Source organism: Halochromatium sp. (assembly GCF_054919635.1).
The window spans coordinates 20,663-42,985 of the sequence record NZ_JBUDPI010000001.1; the positions used below are offsets into that span (position 1 = coordinate 20,663).

General features: G+C 63.1%; 22 protein-coding genes. 2 read left to right on the forward strand and 20 right to left on the reverse strand.

The features are described 5' to 3' along the window. Positions 1-14: 14 nt before the first annotated feature. The 20 genes from ACY693_RS00110 to orn all read right to left on the reverse strand — a co-directional run bounded on the left by ACY693_RS00110 (position 15) and on the right by orn (position 20,862). On the reverse strand, positions 15-974 hold the full coding sequence (locus ACY693_RS00110) for a beta-ketoacyl-ACP synthase III (protein ID WP_462319789.1): 960 nt from the start codon (positions 972-974) through the stop codon (positions 15-17). Further along, positions 971-2,026: a phosphate acyltransferase PlsX gene (gene plsX / locus ACY693_RS00115; RefSeq protein ID WP_462319790.1), complete on the reverse strand. Its 1,056-nt coding sequence runs from the start codon at positions 2,024-2,026 to the stop codon at positions 971-973. Before plsX ends, ACY693_RS00110 begins: the two co-directional genes overlap by 4 nt. Before the next feature lie 128 nt (positions 2,027-2,154). Continuing rightward, positions 2,155-2,331 carry a 50S ribosomal protein L32 gene (gene rpmF / locus ACY693_RS00120; RefSeq protein WP_462319791.1) on the reverse strand — a complete coding sequence of 59 codons (177 nt, stop codon included), beginning with the start codon at positions 2,329-2,331 and terminating at the stop codon, positions 2,155-2,157. A 22-nt stretch (positions 2,332-2,353) separates the two neighbouring features. Continuing rightward, a complete protein-coding gene (locus tag ACY693_RS00125; RefSeq protein WP_462319792.1) occupies positions 2,354-2,956 on the reverse strand; it encodes a YceD family protein in 603 nt (200 codons plus the stop codon). Positions 2,957-2,997: 41 nt separating this feature from the next. After that, positions 2,998-4,131 (reverse strand): sodium ion-translocating decarboxylase subunit beta, encoded by a 1,134-nt coding sequence (locus tag ACY693_RS00130; RefSeq protein WP_462319793.1) that lies wholly within the window; start codon positions 4,129-4,131, stop codon positions 2,998-3,000. A gap of 4 nt (positions 4,132-4,135) precedes the next feature. Next, positions 4,136-5,941 (reverse strand): sodium-extruding oxaloacetate decarboxylase subunit alpha, encoded by a 1,806-nt coding sequence (gene oadA, locus ACY693_RS00135; protein ID WP_462319794.1) that lies wholly within the window; start codon positions 5,939-5,941, stop codon positions 4,136-4,138. A 40-nt stretch (positions 5,942-5,981) separates the two neighbouring features. Next, positions 5,982-6,230, reverse strand: a complete 249-nt coding sequence (locus ACY693_RS00140) for an OadG family protein (RefSeq protein ID WP_462319795.1) — start codon at positions 6,228-6,230, stop codon at positions 5,982-5,984. 72 nt (positions 6,231-6,302) lie between these two features. Then, positions 6,303-7,598 carry an adenylosuccinate synthase gene (locus ACY693_RS00145; RefSeq protein WP_462319796.1) on the reverse strand — a complete coding sequence of 432 codons (1,296 nt, stop codon included), beginning with the start codon at positions 7,596-7,598 and terminating at the stop codon, positions 6,303-6,305. Positions 7,599-7,615: 17 nt separating this feature from the next. Further along, entirely contained in the window at positions 7,616-8,809 is a 1,194-nt protein-coding gene (locus ACY693_RS00150; RefSeq protein ID WP_462319797.1) for an ATP phosphoribosyltransferase regulatory subunit, read from the reverse strand. Positions 8,810-8,819: 10 nt separating this feature from the next. Further along, a complete protein-coding gene (locus tag ACY693_RS00155; protein ID WP_462319798.1) occupies positions 8,820-8,987 on the reverse strand; it encodes a DUF2065 domain-containing protein in 168 nt (55 codons plus the stop codon). Between the two features lie 242 nt (positions 8,988-9,229). Beyond that, complete coding sequence (gene hflC, locus ACY693_RS00160; protein ID WP_462319799.1) at positions 9,230-10,153, reverse strand: protease modulator HflC; 924 nt, start codon at positions 10,151-10,153, stop codon at positions 9,230-9,232. Continuing rightward, complete coding sequence (hflK, locus tag ACY693_RS00165; protein ID WP_462319800.1) at positions 10,153-11,334, reverse strand: FtsH protease activity modulator HflK; 1,182 nt, start codon at positions 11,332-11,334, stop codon at positions 10,153-10,155. Before hflK ends, hflC begins: the two co-directional genes overlap by 1 nt. Positions 11,335-11,499: 165 nt before the next feature. Continuing rightward, positions 11,500-12,819: a ribosome rescue GTPase HflX gene (gene hflX / locus ACY693_RS00170; RefSeq protein WP_462319801.1), complete on the reverse strand. Its 1,320-nt coding sequence runs from the start codon at positions 12,817-12,819 to the stop codon at positions 11,500-11,502. A gap of 93 nt (positions 12,820-12,912) precedes the next feature. Then, entirely contained in the window at positions 12,913-13,161 is a 249-nt protein-coding gene (gene hfq / locus ACY693_RS00175) for an RNA chaperone Hfq (protein WP_462319802.1), read from the reverse strand. Positions 13,162-13,459: 298 nt separating this feature from the next. Then, complete coding sequence (gene miaA / locus ACY693_RS00180; protein WP_462319803.1) at positions 13,460-14,449, reverse strand: tRNA (adenosine(37)-N6)-dimethylallyltransferase MiaA; 990 nt, start codon at positions 14,447-14,449, stop codon at positions 13,460-13,462. 37 nt (positions 14,450-14,486) lie between these two features. Beyond that, positions 14,487-16,502, reverse strand: coding sequence for a DNA mismatch repair endonuclease MutL (gene mutL / locus ACY693_RS00185; RefSeq protein WP_462319804.1), 2,016 nt, complete (start codon positions 16,500-16,502; stop codon positions 14,487-14,489). Positions 16,503-16,685: 183 nt separating this feature from the next. Next, entirely contained in the window at positions 16,686-18,092 is a 1,407-nt protein-coding gene (locus ACY693_RS00190; protein ID WP_462319805.1) for an N-acetylmuramoyl-L-alanine amidase, read from the reverse strand. Between the two features lie 174 nt (positions 18,093-18,266). Beyond that, positions 18,267-18,791 (reverse strand): tRNA (adenosine(37)-N6)-threonylcarbamoyltransferase complex ATPase subunit type 1 TsaE, encoded by a 525-nt coding sequence (gene tsaE / locus ACY693_RS00195; RefSeq protein ID WP_462319806.1) that lies wholly within the window; start codon positions 18,789-18,791, stop codon positions 18,267-18,269. 5 nt (positions 18,792-18,796) lie between these two features. Then, complete coding sequence (locus ACY693_RS00200; protein ID WP_462319807.1) at positions 18,797-20,308, reverse strand: NAD(P)H-hydrate dehydratase; 1,512 nt, start codon at positions 20,306-20,308, stop codon at positions 18,797-18,799. Between the two features lie 11 nt (positions 20,309-20,319). Next, entirely contained in the window at positions 20,320-20,862 is a 543-nt protein-coding gene (gene orn / locus ACY693_RS00205) for an oligoribonuclease (protein WP_462319808.1), read from the reverse strand. Between the two features lie 137 nt (positions 20,863-20,999). Here orn and ACY693_RS00210 point away from each other — a divergent pair, with 137 nt between their 5' ends. Beyond that, entirely contained in the window at positions 21,000-21,287 is a 288-nt protein-coding gene (locus ACY693_RS00210; protein ID WP_462319809.1) for a c-type cytochrome, read from the forward strand. A gap of 22 nt (positions 21,288-21,309) precedes the next feature. Next, positions 21,310-22,320 carry a ribosome small subunit-dependent GTPase A gene (gene rsgA / locus ACY693_RS00215; RefSeq protein WP_462319810.1) on the forward strand — a complete coding sequence of 337 codons (1,011 nt, stop codon included), beginning with the start codon at positions 21,310-21,312 and terminating at the stop codon, positions 22,318-22,320. The last annotated feature ends 3 nt before the right edge of the window (positions 22,321-22,323 follow it).

The following is a 22,323-nucleotide window of genomic DNA, read 5'->3' on the forward strand; positions in this document are numbered from 1 at the left end:
AGAAACCCCAACGGTCAGTAGCGCAGTAGCGCAGAGCCCCAGGTAAAGCCGCCGCCGAAGGCTTCCATCAGCACAATCTGACCACGCTGGATGCGCCCATCGCGGACCGCCTGGTCGAAGGCCAAGGGGATGGAAGCGGCAGAGGTATTGCCATGATCTGCCACGGTCACGACCACCTGCTCCATCGCCAGGTCCAGCTTGCGCGCAGTCGCCTGGATGATGCGCAGGTTGGCTTGATGCGGTACCAGCCAATCGATATCGGCTCGGGTCATGTTATTGGCCGCCAAGGTATCGTCGACGATCGCGCCGAGCGTCGTCACCGCAACCCGGAACACCTCGTTGCCCTTCATCTGCATGTAGGGCGAGCCATTGCCGCCGTTACCAATACCGGCCGGCACCTGCAGCAGCTCGCGGTAGGCGCCGTCGGCATGCAAATGGGTCGAGATGATTCCCGGCTCATCGGCAGCTCCAATGACCACCGCGCCGGCACCATCGCCGAACAGCACACAGGTGCCGCGGTCGGTCCAGTCGATGATCCGAGACAGGGTCTCGGCACCCACGACAAGGGCGCGCTGGGCACTGCCGGTGCGAACGAACTTCTCAGCCACAGCGAGCGCGTAAATGAAGCCGGTGCAAACGGCCTGGACGTCGAAGGCCGGACAGCCATGGCTATCCAAGCGTTCTTGCAGCAAACAAGCACTGCTCGGAAAGGTCTGCTCCGGGGTCGTGGTGGCGACCACGATCAGGTCGAGCTCTGAGGCCTTGACCCCGGCTGCCGATAAAGCGGCTTGGGCCGCGCGCTCGGCGAGATCGACACAGGTCTCATCATCCGCCGCAATGTGGCGCTGGCGAATACCGGTGCGCTCCCGAATCCAGTCATCGGAGGTATCAACCAACCGCTCGAGATCCTGGTTGGTGACAATCTTCGCGGGCAAGGCGCTGCCGGTGCCAAGGATCTGGGTGAAGCGACTCACGCCGAGACTCCCGCAGCCTGTAGCGTCAGAGCCCGCCGGGCCTCGCCCAAATGTGCTTCGACCTCGCGCTCGATGCGTGCGATCACGCCTGAGCGGACCTCTTGATCGGCGATGCGCAGCGCATGCTCGAATGCCAGCGCATCGGCGCCGCCGTGGCTCTTGACCACGATGCCGCGCAGCCCGAGCAGGCTCGCACCGTTGTAACGACGCGGGTCGACCTCGTCGCGGAAACCGCGCAGTACCGGCAGCGCCGCGAGCCCGGACAGGCGACTGAGCCAGGTGCGCCGAAAGCGCCGCTTCAACATCGCCGCGATCAGCTTGGCAACGCCTTCACTCGCCTTCAGCGCCACATTGCCCACAAAACCGTCCGAGACCACCACATCCACATCGCCGAGATAGACATCGTCGCCCTCGACGTAACCGACATAGTTCAACGAGCTGGCCGCGAGCAGCTCGTGGGCCGCGCGCACCTGATCGTTGCCCTTGATCTCTTCCTCGCCGATATTCAGCAGGCCGACGCGCGGCATTGGCAGCCCTTGCACCGCGCGAACCAGCTCGCTGCCCATGACCGCGAATTGGAACAGATGCTCGGCGGTGCAATCGACATTGGCACCCAGGTCGAGCATGTGGGTCTGGCCCTTGAGGGCCGGGATCGCGGTAATGATTGCCGGCCGGTCGATGTGCGGCAGTGTTTTGAGCACGAATCGCGCAGTTGCCATCAGCGCACCGGTGTTGCCGGCACTGACACAGGCATCGGCCTCGCCACGCTTAACAAGATCGATCGCCACCCGCATCGATGAGTCCTTCTTGCCGCGCAGGGCCTTGGACGGCAGCTCGTCCATCGCGACTTCCTGTGACGCATGCTGAATGCGGATGCGCTCATCGCGTGCAGCCGAGTCGGGCAGATACTTAGCAATCGCTTCTTCTCGGCCGACGAGGATGAGCCGGCACTGCTTGCGGTCGGCGAGGAAGCGCAACGCCGCAGGAACCACGATGCTAGGGCCGTGATCGCCGCCCATCGCATCCAACGCAAGGGTCTGTCGAACAGCCAAGTCGGTGTCTCCTTAGGGATGAAGCCGGTTCGCAAGCGCGACGAATACAGGCGGCTCAGGCTCGCCGGAGCGCGACCGCCGCTTCGATGACGCCAGCAGAGGCGACCTGACTCGACGAATGCGCCGTCTTAGTCGTCTTTGTCGATGACCTTGCGACCGCGGTAAAAGCCGTCTGGGGTCACATGGTGGCGGCGATGAATCTCGCCAGTGGTGCTATCTTCCGACAGGGTCGGGCGCGAGAGCGCATCGTGGGAGCGACGCATACCGCGCTTCGAGGGGGTCTTACGATTTTGTTGAACGGCCATTTCGATCTCCGCGTGGTCGCGTTTAGTCCTGACTCTTGGGGTCGTCTCGTTCTTGTCTCAACGCTGCCAGACCCGCAAACGGATGCGTGCTCGTCTCGGCAACCGATGCCTGCTGCTCACCGCCCGCAGAGGTCAGCGGACCGCCAGCAAGCAGTCGCGGCGGCTCGCAGTCACCCTCTGGGTGCCTCGGGATCGCGGGGACAGCGAGGATGAGCTCATCTTCGATCAGATCCGTGGGTCGCATCAGGCGATCCTCGATCATCAGGGGCTCGTACTGGGGCGGCAGCACCTTGGCTTCATCGATACCCGAGACCAACGCCAGCCTGACCTCGGCGTCAACGGCGAGCTCACAACGCTCAAAACAGCGTTGGCAGCGCAGCGGCAACTGCCCAGCGACCCGGCCACGCGCCGTACCCCGACCATCGGCATCCGGCCCGAACTCGAACCGATAACGCACCGAGCCGCCATCTTCCGACCCATCCTGTTGCTCCGGCCCGTCGACCTCGGCCTGCCAAAGCAGCGGAGCGAGTCGCGGCAAACGCCAGAGCGCAAGCTCGCCCTCAAAGACCGCACGCTGCGCGACCGCCTTTCTGGGGTCGAGAAGATCCGGGAAAGAGACCGACATAAGCCGTTAAATATAGAACGACAGCATTCAAGCTGTCAATATCAGCTTCCAGCCAAGGCGAGCAGCACACCCGCCGCGACCGCAGAACCGATCACGCCAGCCACGTTCGGCCCCATGGCATGCATGAGCAAGAAGTTGTGCGGATTCGCATCCAGCCCCACCCGATTGACCACGCGCGCGGCCATCGGCACCGCCGAGACGCCCGCTGCGCCGATCAAGGGATTCACCTTGCCGCCGGTCGCCCGATACATGATCTTGCCCATCAAGACGCCGGCTGCGGTCCCAATCGAAAACGCCAAGGCCCCAAGCACCAGAATACCCAGGGTCTCGATGGCGAGAAACTTGTCCGCCGACAGCTTCGAGCCAATGGCTAGCCCAAGCATGATGGTGACGGTATTGATGATCTCGTTCTGGGCCGCCCGACTCAAACGCTCGACGACGCCACTCTCGCGCAGCAGGTTGCCGAACATCAGCATGCCGATCAGCGGTGCCGCCGACGGCAGCAACAAGCCACAGAGCGTCAGCACCATAAAGGGGAACAGGATGCGCTCAAGCCGCGAGACCGGCCGCAACTGCTCCATCACCACCACCCGTTCCTTCTTCGTGGTCAGCAAGCGCATGATCGGCGGCTGGATAATCGGTACCAAAGCCATGTACGAATAGGCCGCGACCGCAATCGCGCCCAGCAGATCAGGAGCCAGCCGCGAGGCGAGGAAGATCGCGGTCGGACCATCAGCCCCACCGATGATGGCGATGGCCGAGGCGTCCTGCAGGGTAAAATTGAATCCCGGCAGATAATTCAAGGCGACCGCGCCAATCAGCGTGGCAAAGATGCCGAATTGCGCCGCTGCCCCGAGCAATAGCGTCGACGGCCGCGCGATCAGCGCCCCGAAATCGGTCAGAGCGCCGACGCCCATGAAGATCAGCAGCGGAAAGATCCCGGTCTCGACACCGACCGCGTAGATCATGCCGAGCAGCCCATCGGGTCCGCCGATACCCGCAACAGGGATATTGGAGAGCACCGCGCCGAAGCCGATTGGCACCAGCAATAAGGGCTCGAACTTCTTCGCGATCGCCAGATAGATCAGCACACAGCCGACCGCAATCATTACGGCCTGGCCCCAGGCGAGGTTGGCAACCCCGGTGGATTGCCACAACGTCAGGAGATCATCCATGGATTCAGCCTAATGCGAGCAGGGGCGCACCAAGTGCCACCGCATCACCCTCTTTGACCCGAATATCGCTGACACGCCCCGCCGATGGCGCTCGGATCTCGGTCTCCATCTTCATGGCTTCCAGCACGACCAGGACGTCCCCGCTGTCAACCGATTGCTCGCTACGGACTTCGATGCGGACAATGGTGCCGGCCATGGGCGCCGTGATCACCCGGCCTTCGATGATGGTCGAGACCTCCTTGGCGGTCTCCACGGAGCGGACACGCTCGACCGCGCCCTGCGGCGAGACCGTCACGTCGTAGCCCTTGCCATTGACCTCGATGTGGTAGCACTCGGGCTCGGTGTTTGGCGTCGGTGCCACCACGGCCGTGGAGGCAGGGACCGTGGCAGCTGAGATTGAAGGCTCGTCGATGGTCCAGGGCGCGGGCTCGAAGGCCGCGGCATCGCCCCGGTTCTCGAGGAACTTGAGTCCGACCTGCGGGAACATCGCATAGATCAACACGTCGTCGACCGTCTGCTCGGCCAGCGCGATCTTGCGCTCACGGGCCAGATCGGCCAGCTCCGCCGTGAGCCGATCAAGCTCTGGTGCGAGATCATCCGCAGGACGGCCAGTGACCGGCTCCTCGCCATCCTTTAGCACCCGCCCCTGCAGCTCCGCGTTCACCGGCGCCGGCGCCACCCCATAGGCACCGCGCAGCACACCGGCGGTCTCGTTGGTAATCGTCTTATAGCGCTCGCCCATCAGCACGTTCAGCACCGACTGACTGCCCACGATCTGCGAGGTCGGGGTCACCAGCGGGATGCAGCCGAGGTCTTCGCGCACCTTCGGGATCTCGGCCAAGACCTCATCCATGCGGTCACTCGCCCCCTGCTCGCGCAGCTGATTCTCCATATTGGTGAGCATGCCACCAGGCACCTGCGCCACCAGGATGCGCGAGTCGACCCCCTTCAGGGAACCCTCAAAACGGGCGTACTTCTTGCGCACCTCGCGGAAGTAGGCCGCTATCTCCTCGAGCAGCAGGAGATCGAGCCCCGTATCACGCTTGGTGCCATCGAGGATGGCCACCAGGGACTCGCTCGGCGAATGCCCATAGGTCATGCTCATCGACGAGATCGCAGCATCGACGACGTCGACTCCGGCCTCGGCAGCCTTGACGTAGGTCGCGGTGCTCATGCCGGTTGTCGCATGACAATGCAGCGCGACCGGCACCGAGCAGGTCTCCTTCAGGCGCGTGATCAGCTCCTCGCAGACGAAGGGCCGCAATAGACCGGCCATATCTTTGATACAGATCGAGTGGCAACCGAGATCCTCAAGTCGCTTGCCCATGTCGACCCAGTAGTCGATATCGTGCACTGGACTGACCGTGTAGGACATGGTCCCTTGTGCGTGCGCATCGGTCTCGAGCGCGGCACGGATGGCCTGCTCAAGGTTGCGCAGGTCGTTCATCGCATCGAAGATGCGGAACACATCGATGCCGTTCTTCGCTGCGCGCTCCACGAAGCGATCCACCACATCGTCGGCATAGTGCCGATAGCCGAGCAGGTTTTGCCCCCGCAGCAGCATCTGCTGGCGCGTGTTCGGCATCGCCGCCTTGAGCTGTCGCAGGCGCTCCCAAGGGTCTTCGCCGAGGTAACGGATGCAGGCGTCGAAGGTGGCCCCGCCCCAGGTCTCCAACGACCAATAGCCGACCTGATCGAGCTTAGACGCGATCGGGAGCATGTCTTCGATCCGCATGCGCGTCGCCAACAGCGATTGATGGGCGTCGCGCAGGACGACCTCGGTAATGCCAAGAGGTATTGGTTCGCTCATGGTCCAGTATTCCAGATTGGGTTAAAGACGGCGCTCATGGTCACCGCCGCGCACGATACCGCGCCACCGCGGCACTGATCACGGCGATCAGCTCGGCATCGGCAGTCTGCCCGCCACCTGACACCTGAGCCGGGGACAAGGGCGCGACCGCCGCGCTGGGGGCCAGTTTCTCAGCGAGCCAAGACATCCCCTTCAGCAGCAAGACCAGCAATAGCAGGAAACTGAAAACAGTGCCCATGCCGATCGCCATCAGGCTCAGGCTCTCAATAATCAGGGTTGTATGCAGCATCAAAGCGCTCCTCTCGGCAGGCACGCGCGCGCCACTCGGCGACCCGGGAGATGGTCCCGAGGCATATCCAGATCAGGCATCGAAGGGGTCACGAAGGGTCAAGGTCTGAGCCCGATCGGGCCCAGTGGAGACGATGTCGATCGGCACGCCACCAAGCTCGGCCAACGTCTTCAGATAGGCCTGAGCCTCGGTTGGCAGCGCCTCCAGGGACTCGGCACCCACGGTTGAGCCCTGCCAGCCCGGTAGCTCGATGAAGCGCGGCCTGCAGCGCGCAAGCTCATCCGCGGTGATCGGTGGGGCTTCGAGCTCGCGGCCATCGAGCTCATAGGCGACGCAGATCCGCAGCCGCTCCATGCCATCAAGCACATCAAGCTTGGTCACACAGAGACCAGAGACGCTATTGACGGTGAAGGCACGTCGCAGCGCGACCATGTCGAGCCAACCGCAGCGGCGCTTCCGTCCGGTGGTCGCGCCGAACTCATGCCCGCGCGCGCCAAGCTGCTCACCATCGGCATCATGCAGCTCGGTCGGGAACGGACCACCGCCCACGCGCGTCGTGTAGGCCTTCACGATGCCGAGCACGTAGTCCAGATGCAGCGGACCAACCCCGCTCCCACTCGCAGCACCGCCGGCGGTAGTCGTCGATGAGGTCACATAGGGATAGGTGCCATGGTCGATATCCAGCAGCGCCCCTTGCGCCCCTTCAAACAGCACATTGGCGCCCTGGCTGCGCAGATGCTCGAGCTCGCTGGTCACATCGGCGATCAGCGGCAGGAGCTCATCACGCTGGGCTAGGGCCTGATCAAGGCACTGCTCGAAATCGATCGGCTCGGCGCCAAACCTCTCCTGGAGCGTGAAGTTGTGCTGATCTACGACCTCGCGCAGCCGCTCCTTGAAATGCTCAGGGTCGGCCAGCTCACCGAGCCGAATGCCGCGCCGCGCGATCTTATCCTCATAGGCCGGACCAATGCCGCGACCCGTGGTGCCAATCGCCTTGTTGCCGAGGGCCCTCTCCCGCGCCAGGTCAAGCGCGATGTGATAGGGCAGGATCAACGCACAGGCAGGACTGATGCCGAGTCGATTCCGCGCCGGGATGCCCCCCTGCTCGAGGGTCGACAACTCGGTGAGCAGCGCTTCCGGCGAGAGCACCACACCATTGCCAATCAGGCAGCGTACGTCCGGATGCAGGATGCCAGACGGGATCAGATGCAGGATGGTCTGCTCGCCATCGATAACCAGCGTATGGCCGGCATTATGGCCACCTTGGAAGCGCACCACGGCGTCAGCCCGCTCCGTCAACAGGTCGACGACCTTGCCCTTGCCTTCGTCACCCCATTGGGTGCCAATCACGACGACGTTCTTACCCATGGATTCCCCTTGTTCTGCTAAGCGGCGTCATCAGGCACTAAGCGCCAGACGCCATCGATCTTCGCCAGTCGCTCACAACAGTTGAAGTCGCTCGGAGCTCCGCGCTGCTCGGGTAGCTCATAGAGCACCTGCCGACCCTCGGCGCGCAGCTGCTCAACGACGGACTGCAGCTGCGGATCTGCGTCCCAAGGCGCCATCACCGCACCTGGCTTCGGCGCCGTTGTCGTTGGCTGCGTCGAGAGCGCAATCAGCCCCTTTAGGTCGGAGCTGAAGCCGACTGCTGGGCGTGCGCGCCCAAACACCCGACCGATATCGTCGTAGCGCCCCCCCCGGGCGATCTCCAGTCCCCAGCCCGGCACGAAGGCCGCAAACACCACACCGGTCTTGTAGGTGTAGCCGCGCAGCTCGGCGAGATCGAAGTGTACCGGCAGCTCCGGCAGCCAGCGTTGTAGCTCGTCCGCCACCCGCTGCAGCCGTTCTAGGGCGGCCAACACCTGCGGATCAGCCGCCCGGAGCGTCGAGCTTGCGCGCGCCAGCGCATCCTCGCCATTGAGCTCAACCAGGGACAGCAGCATGGTCCCGACCGGCGCCGTCACCTCGGTCTCAATGATGATCGCCTCGATCTCTGCGCTTGCCTTGCGCTGCAGCGCATCGAACAGACGCAGCTCATCGGCACGCGACAACCCTGCCTGCTGAATCAAACCGCGATACACGCCGACATGACCGAGGTCGAGATAGGGCGACTCGATCCCCGCGGCCTCCAGTGTTTGCACCAGCAGGCGTAGCACCTCGACATCGCTCTCGGGCCCATCATGGCCGTAGATCTCGGCGCCGATCTGCAGAGGGCTGCGGGTCCCGGCGAAGCCGTCGGTGCGCGTGTGCAAGACCGTCCCTAGATAACAGAGCCGGGTCGGAATCTCGCGCCGCAGATGATGCGCATCGATGCGCGCCACCTGAGGCGTCATATCGGCGCGCACCCCGAGCAGTCGCCCGCTCAACTGATCGGTCAGCTTAAAGGTCTGCAGATCCAGGTCGCTGCCCGTGCCCGTGAGCAGGCTTTCCAGGTAGTCGATAAACGGCGGGATGACCAGCTCGTAGCCCCAGCCTTGATAGAGATCGAGCAAACGACGCCGCAAGTGCTCGAGCTCCGCCGCCCTCGCAGGCAGCACTTCTTCGATGCCGGTCGGCAACAGCCAACGCTCGTCGTTCATGAGATCAGGCTCAGTTGACCAGGTAGAGGAGTGCGACGCCGCTGAGCATACTCAAGAGCCCCGACAGCCGAAGATGACGGGACTCCTGTGAGGCAACCTGCAATAGGAGCCGGCGGAAGCCATTCGGAGCGATAAACGGCATCAGTCCCTCGATCACGAGCATCAGGGACAGTGCCATCAGCAATGCATGCCACATGGATCAACCGGGGCAGTCAGCGGGCGTCTATGGAAAGATGGAAACGTCTGTAGGTGCAACGGGTGGCACAAAAATCAGCGGGCGATGATTACAGAAGGATAACGGCCTGTCCATGCGGCGGATCAGATGCGGCTATTGACAGCGCATAAAAAAGGCCCGATGGCTTCAGCCACCGGGCCTTCTAACGGGTCAGCCTGATCAGTCGGCCTGCTCAGCCTAGAGGATCAGCGAGCAGCCGTCCCAGGAAAGCTCGCCGAGCCGCTCAAGGCTGCCGCAGCACCGGGGTCCTGGGAGTTGAAGAAACGGAAGAACTCCGAATCTGGAGACAACACCAACGTGCTGCCCTGATCGGCAAAGGTCCGCCGATAGGCATCCAAGCTGCGGTAGAAGGCATAGAAGCTCGGATTACGCTGGTATGTTGTCGCGTAGATCTCAGCGGCCCGACCATCGCCTTGACCGCGAGTCTCCTCCGCTTCCTTATAGGCATCAGCGATGATCACCGTACGCTGCCGGTCGGCATCGGCCCGGATTCGCTCCGCGGCCTCAGCGCCCTTCGCGCGGAGGTCCCTAGCAACGCGCTCGCGCTCGGCGCGCATCCGGTTATAGACCGATTCACTGACCTCGGGCGGCAGATCGATCTTCTTTACCCGGACATCGAGCACCTCGATGCCAAGCTCCCCGGCTTGGGTATCGCTAACCTTGGTCAGCGCCTTCATCAGCTCGATACGGTCTTCAGTGACGACCTCTTGGATCGTGCGCTTACCGAACTCGTCGCGAAGCGCGGTGTTGATGCGCTCAGCGAGCAAGCGCTCGGCCCGAGCGGTATCACCACCGGTTGACCGGAAGAATTGCGCCGCGTCGTTGATTCGCCACTTGGTGTAGGAATCGACGATCACGTCCTTCTTCTCGATCGTCAGGAAACGCTGTGGCCGCGAGTCGAGGGTTTGTATGCGCGCGTCGAAGTGCATGATGTTGTTCAGCACCGGCACCTTAAAATGCAGGCCTGGCTCATAGCCACTGCGCACGATCTCACCGAGACGAAGCTTGATGGCGGTTTCCCACTGCTGCACCACGAAGGTCGACGCATAGACGATTAGGGCCAGCAGCGCAACGGCGATAGGGATCAGAATCTTCTTGGTGTCATCCATTAGCGTGATCTCCGTTCGCGTGACACGTCACGGATCTGGGACGTGGTCGAGCCCGAGCTGCCAAGGCCCTGATCGGAGCCGTCGAGCATCGAGGTTCGCGGCTGCGATGAGGTCTTTGACGTTTGGTTACGCATGATCTGATCCAACGGCAGATACATCAGGCTGTTGCCCTGCGGCACGTCGATCAGCACCATATTGCTGCCTGTGAGCACGGACTCGATGGTTTCTAGATAGAGGCGCTCGCGGGTGACCTCCGGTGCCTTCTCGTACTGAGTACGGATGGCGTCAAAGCGCGAGGTCTCACCCTCTGCTGAGGCAATCACCCGGTCGCGATACGCCTTTGCGTCGGCAACTGCCCGTGCCGCTTCACCACGCGCCTGCGGTAGGATCTCGTTGGCGTAGGCCTCAGCCTTGTTCTCGAGACGCTCCTTATCCTCACGTGCCTTGATGGCGTCGTCGAAGGCGTCCTTGACCTGCTCGGGCGGCTTCGCCGGCTGCATGTTGACCGAGGTCACTAGGAGGCCAGTCTTATACTCGTTCATCAACGACTGAACACCTTGCTGGATCATCGCAGCGACAGCGCTCCGCCCCTCGGTCAGAATGAAATCAAGCTTGGAACCGCCGATGGTCTTGCGCACGACCGTCTCGGTCGCGTCGCGTAGCGTCTTCATCGGCGCCTGGTCTTGGAACAGGTAGTTCGAGGCGTCTTGGATGCGCGACTGCACCGTCAGCTCGACATCGACGATATTCTCATCGCGCGTCAGCATCGCAGCCTTGTGGCTAAACGACGAGATCTCGTCGACATTGACCACCTGAACACGCTCGATCGGCCAGGGGATGTGCCAGTGAGGCCCTGGACCAGTGGTCTTGATGTAGGCACCGAAACGCATCACGACCCCGCGCTCGGCAGGATCGACGATATAGATACCGGTAAGCAGCCACACAACGAACAGACCAGCGATGATGACGCCGATCGTCTTCAGGCTGATATCCACCGCACTTGGACCACCGCCACCACTGCCACCCGAGGAGGAGCCTTTGCCCCCAAACAGGCCACTCACACGCTCCTGAAGCTTGCGGACGATCTCATCAAGGTCCGGCGGCCCACCCTGATTGCCAGGGCCGCCCTGGTTGCTACCCCAGGGGTCCCGGTTGCCACCTCCCGGTTCATTCCAGGCCATACTTGCTCCGATTACACTCTGTTGTGCCGCGTCATGTGTCGAACCCCAGGTGTCGCGCCATGACGTCGACGGTTGCCTGTTCGCGAATCTGACAGCGTCTAGGATGGTAAAGTGCCGCCCTCACGCCGGTTATCAAGGACACAGCTTGAGCCAAAACCGGGCATTCTACGTGGCGTCGACGGGTTCCGACAACGCCGCACGGGCCGCGAGTCGACAGCGCTGCCAACGTGCATCCCTCGCAAGAGAGCGCTCGACCTGCTGCCGCGCCAGCTCCACCTCCATACGCCACCCACCCTCGTCGGTCCCTGCATCGCCCAGGACCCGAGCATGCTCGAACAGCCAAGCACGCAAGGCCCCATCAGCCGGGCCGAGCAGCAATGACTCACGCACCAGCTCTCCGCGCAGCCGCTCGCTCAGGGCCTCCATCAGCAAGTCAACGCCGGCACCGGTCTGCGCTGACATCCAGACTCGCCAGACCCGGCCATTGGCATCCCGATCCAGCCGTGCAGGCTGATCATCCAGCAGATCGATCTTGTTGTAGACCAGCAGCTGCGGGCAGTCCTGAGCGCCGATCTCGGCCAGCACCTCTTCGACGTCACTGATACGGCGATCGCGCTCGGGCGATGCTGCATCCACTAGATGCAGCAGCAGCGACGCCTCGCGCGTCTCCTTGAGGGTCGAGCGAAAGGCTGCCACCAACTCGTGCGGAAGCTTGTTGATAAAGCCAACCGTGTCTGCCAGCACTGCCGCCGGCCCAGCCGGCAAGCGCAGCCGCCGCAGGGTTGGGTCCAGGGTCGCAAACAGCTGGTCGGCCTGAAACACGCCGGCTTCCGTCAAGCGATTGAATAAGGTCGACTTACCGGCGTTGGTATAACCCACTAGCGAGATGGTGGGGATCTCGGCCCGATCCCGAGCCCGCCGGCCCTGTCCACGCTGGGTCTCCACATGGGCCAACCGCTCGTTCAGCAACGCAATGCGCCGACCCAGCAAGCGACGGTCGGTCTCGAGCTGGGTCTCACCCGGACCCCGCAATCCGATACCACCCTTCTGACGCTCCAAGTGCGTCCAGCCGCGGACCAAGCGCGTCGACAGGTGACGAAGCTGCGCCAGCTCGACCTGCAGCTTGCCATCGGCCGAGCGCGCCCGCTGGGCAAAGATGTCCAGGATCAAGCCACTGCGATCGACGACGCGGCAGGCCAGTAGACGCTCGAGATTGCGCTCTTGTGCAGGACTCAACGCGTGGTCGAAGATCACCAGCTCGGCGTCCGTGGCTACGACTAGCCCCTTTAGCTCATCGGCCTTACCCGAGCCGATAAAGAGCCCGGGATCTGGAGTATCGCGCGAGCCGCTCAGGCTACCAACCACCTCGGCACCGGCCGCCTGCGCGAGCAGCCGAAACTCCTCGGCCGCATCCTCGGTGACCGGCTGGCCCATTGCGATCTGGACCAAGATCGAGCGCTCGCCAGCCTTAGGGCGCTCAAACACGGACTTGCCTCAAGCCGGCCGCCAGGAGACCTGGGTCCGCGTCGAATACCGTGTCGAGCCCTGTATCGAGCCCTGAGTCAACGAAGATGCTGATCAGCCGTCATCCTCCTCGGCCCCATCCTGCGGCTGCGGCAGCTTGACGTTGCGTGTCGGCACCACGGTCGAGATCGCGTGCTTGTAGATCATCTGACTGACATTGTTCTTCAGCAGGACCACAAACTGATCAAAGGACTCGATCTGACCTTGCAGCTTGATGCCGTTCACCAGAAAGATCGAGACTGGCACACGCTCCTTACGTAAGGCGTTCAGAAAGGGGTCTTGTAGACTTTGGCCCTTAGACATGGGCACTTCTCCTTGTTGTTATCCGGGGATGTTATCAGGGGTTATTATCATGGGCTGGCTAACAGGGGCCGGCCTCGCCAACGCAACTTAGACCGCGACAGCGATAAAGCATTGCAAGATAGCACAGAGGTTAGATCAGATGCCGCAGCAAAGCGCAAGCACCGAGCTCTGAGAGCTCATCCAGTGCCGTTGGCATCGACGGCAGTTCCGCTGGCCCGATACTAGCGTTCGCGAGGTCACCGTGAAGCTTTAGGGACAACAGCGACAGTCTCTGAATCTAGCACAGCGCAGCCTGTGCTCAGCACGACTCCGAGCTCAAAAAGGCGGCCACATGCTGCAGCGCTGCCTGTTCGATCTTTGCTTCGTCGCTCCCATCGTCCGCATCCCAGAGCCACACAGCGTCTTGCTCGGCGCGTAGCCAGGTATATTGGCGCTTCGCCAGCTGCCGGGTTGCAGCCAAGGCCTTCTGCTGCATCTGCTCCCAGCTCAGCTCACCGCTCAAATAGGCCCAGAGCTGCCGATAGCCGACAGAGCGCATCGACGGCAGCGATACCTCCAAGTCGCCACGCTCATAGAGTGCGCGCACCTCATGCTCGAAACCGCCCGCGAGCATCGCTTGCAGTCGAGCCTCAATGCGCTGATGCAGTATCGCGCGCTCGCGCGGCGAGCGGACGAGCTTCAATACGCGATAGGGCAGCTCGCTGCCGGCATCTTGACGCCAGAGCTCGCTCATCGGCCTCCCGGTCACCAGAAACACCTCCAGCGCCCGCTGCACGCGCTGCGGATCATTGTGGTGAACCTTCGCCGCAGTCGCGGGATCGACCTCGGTCAGCCAGGCGTGCATCGCAGCCACGCCCTCAGCCGCCTGACGCTCGGCGAGCTGCGCGCGCACCTTCGGCTGCGCGTTCGGCAGCGGTGAGAGGCCGCCAGCAAGCGCTCGCCAGTAGAGCATGGTGCCACCGACCAGGAGTGGAATCCGGCCAGCGGCCGTGATCTCGGCCATCGCAGCCAACGCGTCTTGGCGGAACCGCGCCGCCGAATAGGCCTCGCTTGGATCACAGATGTCGACCAAGCGATGCGGAAAGCGCGCGAGGACGCTCGGCGCTGGCTTCGCGGTACCGATATCCATGCCGCGATAGACCAGCGCCGAGTCGACGCTGATCAGCTCACAAGGCAGCCGCGCTGCCAGCGCCAGCGCGAGATCGGTCTTGCCCGATGCGGTTGGCCCGGTTACCAGAATCGCCGGCGGTCGCGCGCTATCGGTAGCCGCGTCGCTCGGAGTGCTCATTGCGCTTATCGCAGCCAATGTTCGAGCCAGGGCAACATCAGCGGCCGCGCCAGAACAGCTTATCCAGCTCTTGATGGGTGAGCTTGATCCAGGTCGGACGACCATGATTGCATTGATCGGCACGCTCAGTGCGCTCCATGGCGCGCAGCAGCGCATTCATCTCCGGCAGGCTGAGCTGGCGATTGGCGCGCACCGCGCCGTGGCAGGCCATGGTCGAGAGCACCCGGTTGATCTCTGCATGGACCCGATCGCTCGTCCCCTCGGCGGCCAGGTCCGAGAGCAGGTCGCGCAACAGCTGCTCAGGATCAGCGCCACTGAGGATCGCTGGTATCGCGCGCAGCAGCAGGCGCTCTGGTCCGACTCGATCAACATCCATCCCAAGCGTTGCGAGTAACGATTGCTGTTCCTCAGCGAGCTCCGCCTCCCGCGCTGAGACGGCGACCGGGATCGGCACCAAGAGCGGCTGTTGCTGCACCGCCCCTTGAGTCCAGCTCAGCTTCAAGCGCTCATAGCCAATGCGCTCATGCGCTGCATGCATATCGACCAGGATCAGGCCATCGGCATCCTGCGCCAAGATGTAGACCCCATTCAACTGCCCGATCGCGAAGCCGAGCAGCGGCAGGTCGCCATCATAGTCCTGGCTCTGGACCTGAGCCCGAGCCTGAGCCTGACCAGGCTCCCGCACAGCGCCCTCCGCCCCGCCCTGTAACCGATCGGTTGCACCCGCGACGACTCCTGGATCGGATGCATCGCCAGAGACCGATGGAGCAAGGCAGGAGGTTGCGCTGCGTTTGGCTTCAGCACCCGGCATCTGCAGGGCCAAAGCCACCGCGTAGGCATTGCGCCCATCGCTGATCCTCCGCAACGGCAACCGGGGCTGGCTAGGCGCGGCAGCGCTGTCCTGTGCTGAAGCCGCGGTTGTTGCCGCTGCGTCACGAGCCTCCGTAGTGCCATTCTCTGCCAGCCCGTTCGCAGCGCCATCCGACGCCAATCCACGTCCGACGCCATCGGCAAGCCGACGATGCAGGCTACGGAACAAGAAATCGTGGACCTGGCGTCCCTCACGAAAACGCACCTCTTGCTTGGCCGGGTGCACATTGACGTCGACTTGCCGAGGGTCGAGCGTTAGATAGAGCACATAGGCTGGATGGCGGCCATGATGCAGCACGTCCTGAAAGGCCTGTCGAACCGCGTGTGCAACCAGCTTGTCGCGCACCATGCGGCCATTGACGAAAAAGAACTGCAGGTCGGCTTGGCTGCGCGAGAAGGCCGGGCGCGCGACCCAGCCGTTCAGGGCGAGCCCGACCGCCTGCTCATTGACCTCCAGCGCATGCGCGACAAAGGCATCGCCAAGCAGAGCCTGTAAACGTTCAGTGCGCGTCGTCGACCAGCTTCCGTCCTCCGCTGCAGCCGAGTTTGCAGATGCCAGCGCTAGCCTCTCGGTGCCAGGACGCAGATCGAACAGCTCGCGGCCGTTGTGCTGCACGCGAAAGCCGACATCAGCACGAGCGAGCGCCATGCGTCGAATCAACTGGTCGACGTGACCGAGCTCGGTACGCTCGGTGCGCAAGAACTTGCGTCGCGCTGGCACGCGATAGAATAGATCGCGAACCTCAATCGATGTACCGATGGGATGCGCGGCCGGCTCTGGCGTCCTCACCTCATCACTACCGTCGGCACAAAGACGCCAGCCGTGCTCCGCCCCCTGCTCGCGCGAGGTCAGCTGCAGTCGCGCAACCGATGCAATGCTGGGCAACGCTTCACCTCGAAATCCGAGGCTGGAAACGGACTCGAGATCGCTAAGGCTGCTGATCTTACTGGTGGCATGACGCGCGACGGCGAGCGCAAGCTCGTCACGCCCGATCCCAGAGCCGTCATCTCGCACGCAGATGCGCTTGATGCCAGCCTGCTCCAGCTCGACTGAGATCTGTCGCGCTCCCGCATCGAGGCTGTTCTCGAGCAGCTCCTTGACCACCGAGGCGGGCCGTTCGATAACCTCGCCAGCGGCAATCTGGTTGATGAGCAATGGGGGTAAGGGTCGGATGCGCGGCATCGGCAGATAGAAGCAGAAAAGCCACCGATGCAGCAAGCGCGAAGAGACAGCGCGCGCCGGTGGCCGATCCGATCGGCTGCCGCTTCGCCAGCCCGCACGCGCTGCAAGACCAAGTTTGCGATCTGAATGGGCAGCTCGGCTAGCCGTTCTCGCCGATTGGCCTAAGATTGGCCTGCGCTTGGCCTAACTACCGGGAATGATCAGCAGCTGACCCGCGCGAATCTGATCACCCTGTAGCCGATTGAGATCGCGCAGCACGCTCAGTCTCACATTATAGCTCGCTGCAATCCCAGACAGTGTATCGCCCGGCTTGATGCGATGCTGACGCGCACCCGAGGTTGTCGCCTGCGCAAGGGTCTGCGCCGGCGTCTTGGCGAAACGGCTGCCTGGTGGCGGATACTCGGCGAAGTACTCGATGATCCCGTCCAAGATGGCATCAGCGAGTCGATCCTGATAACGCCCATCGAGGAGTCGTTTCTCCTCATCTGGATTCGAGATAAAGGCGGTCTCCACCAGCATCGATGGAATGTCCGGCGACTTGAGCACAGCGAAGCCAGCCTGCTGAATGCGCTGTTGATGCACCTCACCGAGCCGTTGCAGCTTCGCTAGAACCTTTCCTGCCGCGATGCTACTAAGCTCGATGGTCGCATTCTGGCTCATCTCCAGCAGTACGCTTGCCAGCAGATCGTCGCGCTCCTTGAGATCGACACCACCGATCAAGTCGGCACGGTTCTCACGCTCTGCCAGCCAGCGCGCAGCCTCGCTGGTGGCGCCACCGGCCGAGAGCGTGAATACCGACGAGCCGCGCACCCGCGGGTCTTTGAAGGCGTCAGCATGGATCGAGACGAAGAGGTCTGCGCGATGCTTGCGCGCGATCTCGATCCGCTCGCGCAGCCGAATGAAGTAGTCGCCATCGCGAACCAGCACGGCGCGCATGCCGGGATGGGCATCGATCCGCTTCGCCAACTTGCGCGAGATGGCCAGGGTAATGTCCTTCTCATGGGTGCCCCGTCCGCCGATCGCCCCGGGGTCCTTACCGCCATGGCCGGCGTCAACGGCGATGACAAGGTCACGATTCGCCGGCGCGGTCGCTCGCACCGAGGGATGCTCAGCGCCTTGATTGATCGACGCCAAGTCAGCGCTCCCGCCGGTGGAAGCAGCCCGGCGCTGCTCGCTGGGGCGCCGTCCAGCCTTCGGCGAGAGATCGATCACCAACCGATGTCCATAGGACCCACTCGGCCCCAGATTGAAGCTCTTGGCACGCACTTGTTGCTTCAGGTCGAGCACAATACGCAGATCATCGCCCTCCCGAATCCCGCTCCTCAGACCGGCGATCAGCGGGTCGTCGCCAGCCGGGTCAGCGAGCCGACCCTGCAGGCGCGCATCGATCAGGTCGATCACGAGCCGATGAGGATCATCAAGCGCGAAGACCCGATGCTCGACCGGGGCTTGGACATCGACCACGACCCGCGTGTACTCGGGGCCAGCCCAGAGACGAGCCCCCTCAACCTCGACCTGCCCGGCAGAGGCCAGGCAAGCAAAGCCTGCTAAGAGGGTCCAAAGACTGTTTCGCGCCAGCTTCCAAAGCATTGATGAGAGCACCTATCCGTCGACGGCACACCTCCGGAGAAGGTGGTGTTTTTGCCTCTACAAAGCATAGACGCATGCTGAAGCATTTCCAAGTGTAAACGGCGGCTTGAGAACACTTCTTGACGCCTAATAGAGGTGCGCGTCGCATAGAAGCAACAGCGTATCAGCCTGAAATCATAGCGCTTGGGCCGCCAGCGCAGCTACCACCGGCGACCAGCTCGGATGCGCGCGGAGCCTGATCCGGCGGCCCTCAACAGCGTGCTCGATCAGCAGCTCGAGATCGGCCAAAGGCAAGGCGCCAGCGCCCCGCTCTGGCCATTCGATCAGGATCAGGCCAGGATGCTCGAGCAGATCGCGCAGCCCGAGGTAGTCAAGCTCCTCGGGATCGGCCAGCCGATACAGGTCCAGATGCATCACCCTTGGCTCGACGGCCTCATAGGGCTCAATCAACGTGTAGGTTGGACTGCGCACGGCACCCTGATAGCCCAAACCGCGCAGCAGCCCGCGCACCAGCGTGGTCTTGCCGGTACCGAGATCGCCGCGCAGATACAGGGTCCCACGATAGCTGCGCAGCAGCTCAGCGAGGCGCTCACCGAGCATCAGCTGGGCCGTCTCACCAACGACCTCGAGCACCAGCTCGTCCGCACGCTGAGACGCCGGCTTAGGCAGCGCCTGATCTGAGCCTTGGCTCTGACTCATGGCGCCTAGTCCGCCGCGCCGAGCAGCGACCGCAAGGCGGCAATCAGATCGCTGGCGATCAGGCCGCGCTGTCCCTGCTGCCCGGCTCGATCACCAGCCGCTGCATGAAGACAAACGCCTACCTCCGCCGCCAAGCTGAGCTCCATACCCTGAGCGATGAGCGCGGCGATGGTGCCGGTCAGGGCATCACCCATGCCGGCGCTGGCCATGCCTGGATTGCCGTCCGCGCAAAGCGCAGCGGGGCGCAGCTCGGGCCCAGTAACCAGCGTACCTGCCCCTTTGAGTACGACGACACCACCATAGCGGTGTTGCAATCGCGGCAGCGCCGCAAAGCGGTCCTGTTCGACCTCGGCGGCCGTGCTGCCGAGTAGCCGAGCGGCTTCTCCCGGATGCGGTGTCAACACCCAGTCGTCGCGCCGCTGCGGCTGTTGCGCCAGCAGATTGAGCCCATCGGCATCGACGACCAGAGGGCACCCTGCGTCCACCACCCGCTCGAAGAGGGAGCGGCCCCAGCTATCCTGACCGAGTCCGGGGCCAAGCGCGACTAAGGTGGCACGCTCCAGCAAGGCATCGAGCGCTTCCGCCTCTGGCACCGCATGCACCATCAGCTCCGGGCAGGAGAGATTCAGTACCGCCGCATGCGCCGGATGGGTTGCGATTGAAACCCGGCCGACGCCGCTCCGCAAGGCGGCCTCGCCGGCCAGGCGAGCAGCACCACTCATCCCAGTGTTACCGCCCACCACCAGTAGATGACCGAAATCGCCCTTGTTGGCCGTGCGCCGCCGGTTAGGCAAGAGTCGCGCTTGCTGGCTCCAATCAATCCTGCGTGCGGCCGGGATCTCACTGGCATAGATCACCGCCGGCACCCGCAAACCATCAAAGCTGACCTCACCACAGTAATCGGGCCCGCTGCCTGTGAACAACCCGCGCTTGAGACCGATGAAGCTGATGGTAGCCGTTGCAGCGATGGCTGCACCGAGCACGCGGCCGGTATCGGCGTGCAAACCGGTGGGGATATCAAGCGCCAGAATCGGTACGCGGGAGCGATTAGATTGCTCAACCGCCTCTGCATAGAGGCCGGCCAGTGGTCGCTCGAGCCCGGTTCCTAGTATGGCATCGACAATCAGCTCGGCATCGGGCGGCAGCCGCGTAAAGGCCTCGGTGCTCCCGCCCGCGGCCTGGTAGGCCTCGGCGGCGACCAAGGCCGCCCCCTGCAAGCGGCTGTGATCGCCGAGCGTCAGCACGCGCACGCCGAGCTGACAGCGATGCGCAAGCCGCGCCAGCACATAACCATCACCGCCGTTATTGCCCGCACCGGCCAACACCACCAGCGAGCGAACCTCGGGCCAACGCGAGCGCAACAGCGAGAACGTCGCCGCTCCCGCACGCTCCATGAGCTGTTCTGCGGCAATCCCGTGCTGCTCGATCGCAAGTCGGTCCAGCTCCCTGACCTGCTCGGCCCGATAGAGGGCTCGCGGTAGCTCGCCGGTGTCGGGTAAGGTTCGTGGTCGCTTCATGTTGGCCACCATCAAGGCCGGAGCAGCTCAGCGCGGTAGTGGGCGAGCTCAGCGATCGATTCCTTGATATCCGACAGCGCCAGATGAGCGCCTTCCTTCCTGAAGGCATCGGCCACCTGCGGAGCCCAACGCTGCGCTAGAATCTTGACCGAGCTCACATCGAGGTTGCGATAGTGGAAGAAGGATTCGAGGCGCGGCATCCAGCGCGCCAAGAAACGCCGATCTTGGCAGATGCTATTCCCGCACAATGGCGATGCCCCGGCCTTGCACCAGGACTCCAGGAACGCCAATGTCTGAAGCTCGGCAGAGCGCTCATCGTCGCGGCTGGCTTGGACCCGCTCGAGCAGTCCAGAATCCCGGTGGTGACTCTGGTTCCAATCGTCCATGGCTGCCAGCACATGCTGTGGCTGATGGATCGCAATCACCGGACCTTCAGCGAGGACGTGGAGGTCCGAATCGGTCACCAGGGTCGCGATCTCGATGATCTGGTCGCGGAACGGATCAAGCCCGGTCATCTCGAGATCGATCCAGATGAGGTTATTTTCGTCTACCACAGTCACCCCGTTGCTTCGCAGATGGTTTCTGACCAAGTCACCCTATAGCCTAGCGCAGACTCGGCGCAGCTGGTTGCACCGGGTCAGCCCTAGCGTCATCCTCAATGCAACCCTAGACCCAACCTTTGGAGCAGCCCATGAGCCAGCGTTTACTAGCCAGCCTTGCCCTCGTCACCGTCACTGCCACGAGCCTCAATGCGCAAGCCGACGACCAGGTCGATGCACAAGCACTGTTCGAGCAGAATTGCACCAGTTGTCACGGCTCCGAGGTCTATACACGCGAAGACCGCCGCATCGACTCGCTCGACGCCTTGCACAGCCAAGTGCGCATGTGTGAGCAGAACCTCGGCTTGACCTGGTTCGACGACCAGGTCGACGCCGTCACCCAATTGCTGAACCGCGAGTACTACAAGTTCGAGCCTTAAAGCGCGACCGGGTTTCGCGAGCATGCCTCGGCGGCGCCTCTCGGAGCGACAGGTCGAGCGCATTCAGCGCATTCAAGATCGTCGTCGCAGCAAGGTTGAGGCCCGTGCCGAGGTCGCGCTCGCCCAGCTTGATGACGAGGCCGCCCGCAATGGCCTCGTCGTCGTGCGACATGGCGCCAACCTGATCGTCGAAGACGCAGAGGGGGCCTGCCACCATTGTGTGACGCGGCAGCATATCGGACATCCAGTCTGCGGTGATCAGGTGATCTGGCAGCCCTGCGGCCCAACCGCCGGGGTCATCACTGCGATACATCCGCGCACGACCTTGTTGAGCCGGCCCAGCGCGAGCGGTCAAGACAAGCCATTGGCTGCCAACATTGGCCTGCTCATCATCGTCGTCGCACCTGAGCCATCACCAACCGGTTTCCTGATCGATCAGTACCTCATCGCCGCCGAGCGGATCGGCGTGCCAGCCCTGATCCTCTGCAACAAGATGGACCTCCTCGATGATTCCGAGCGCAAAGGCTTTCTCGATCGATTCGCCCACTACGCCAAGATTGGCTATCCGCTATTACCGCTGAGCCTGAAGCATGATCCGCACCTCGCACCGTTGAGGGAGCGCTTCAACGGGCGTGCCGGCATCCTCGTCGGACAATCGGGCGTCGGCAAGTCGTCGCTCATCAAGACCTTGCTCCCGGATCAAGAGGTCCAGATTGGCGCCATCTCTGACGCAACCGGACTCGGGCGCCACACCACCTCTGCTGCCACCAGCTACCGCCTCGACAGCGGCGGTCGTCTGATCGACTCCCCCGGCGTGCGCAGCTTCCGACTCGGGCCCATCACGCGTGCCGAGCTCGAACAAGGATTTCCTGAGTTCCGGCCGTTCATCGGCCGTTGCCGCTTTAGCAACTGCCAACATCAGCAAGAGCCTGATTGCGCCATCCTGGCCGCCAACGCCCAAGGCGCCATCGCAACCGATCGGCTGTTAGCATTCCAGCAGCTTGCAAAGACCATCAGACGCAGCGCAGAGTGACGC

Excerpts from the sequence above, each read along its gene's own strand:
- ACY693_RS00140 (WP_462319795.1), bottom strand. The coding sequence starts at position 6,230 with ATGCTGCATACAACCCTGATTATTGAGAGCCTGAGCCTGATGGCGATC.
- rsgA (WP_462319810.1), top strand. The coding sequence starts at position 21,310 with ATGCCTCGGCGGCGCCTCTCGGAGCGACAGGTCGAGCGCATTCAGCGC.
- ACY693_RS00150 (WP_462319797.1), bottom strand. The coding sequence starts at position 8,809 with ATGAACGACGAGCGTTGGCTGTTGCCGACCGGCATCGAAGAAGTGCTG.
- oadA (WP_462319794.1), bottom strand. The coding sequence starts at position 5,941 with ATGAGCGAACCAATACCTCTTGGCATTACCGAGGTCGTCCTGCGCGAC.
- ACY693_RS00155 (WP_462319798.1), bottom strand. The coding sequence starts at position 8,987 with ATGGCACTGTCCCTGATGCTCGTGATCGAGGGACTGATGCCGTTTATC.
- ACY693_RS00210 (WP_462319809.1), top strand. The coding sequence starts at position 21,000 with ATGAGCCAGCGTTTACTAGCCAGCCTTGCCCTCGTCACCGTCACTGCC.
- ACY693_RS00190 (WP_462319805.1), bottom strand. The coding sequence starts at position 18,092 with ATGCTTTGGAAGCTGGCGCGAAACAGTCTTTGGACCCTCTTAGCAGGC.
- mutL (WP_462319804.1), bottom strand. The coding sequence starts at position 16,502 with ATGCCGCGCATCCGACCCTTACCCCCATTGCTCATCAACCAGATTGCC.
- hfq (WP_462319802.1), bottom strand. The coding sequence starts at position 13,161 with ATGTCTAAGGGCCAAAGTCTACAAGACCCCTTTCTGAACGCCTTACGT.
- ACY693_RS00125 (WP_462319792.1), bottom strand. The coding sequence starts at position 2,956 with ATGTCGGTCTCTTTCCCGGATCTTCTCGACCCCAGAAAGGCGGTCGCG.
- ACY693_RS00200 (WP_462319807.1), bottom strand. The coding sequence starts at position 20,308 with ATGAAGCGACCACGAACCTTACCCGACACCGGCGAGCTACCGCGAGCC.
- ACY693_RS00145 (WP_462319796.1), bottom strand. The coding sequence starts at position 7,598 with ATGGGTAAGAACGTCGTCGTGATTGGCACCCAATGGGGTGACGAAGGC.
- hflC (WP_462319799.1), bottom strand. The coding sequence starts at position 10,153 with ATGGATGACACCAAGAAGATTCTGATCCCTATCGCCGTTGCGCTGCTG.
- tsaE (WP_462319806.1), bottom strand. The coding sequence starts at position 18,791 with ATGAGTCAGAGCCAAGGCTCAGATCAGGCGCTGCCTAAGCCGGCGTCT.
- rpmF (WP_462319791.1), bottom strand. The coding sequence starts at position 2,331 with ATGGCCGTTCAACAAAATCGTAAGACCCCCTCGAAGCGCGGTATGCGT.
- hflK (WP_462319800.1), bottom strand. The coding sequence starts at position 11,334 with ATGGCCTGGAATGAACCGGGAGGTGGCAACCGGGACCCCTGGGGTAGC.
- ACY693_RS00130 (WP_462319793.1), bottom strand. The coding sequence starts at position 4,131 with ATGGATGATCTCCTGACGTTGTGGCAATCCACCGGGGTTGCCAACCTC.
- miaA (WP_462319803.1), bottom strand. The coding sequence starts at position 14,449 with ATGAGCACTCCGAGCGACGCGGCTACCGATAGCGCGCGACCGCCGGCG.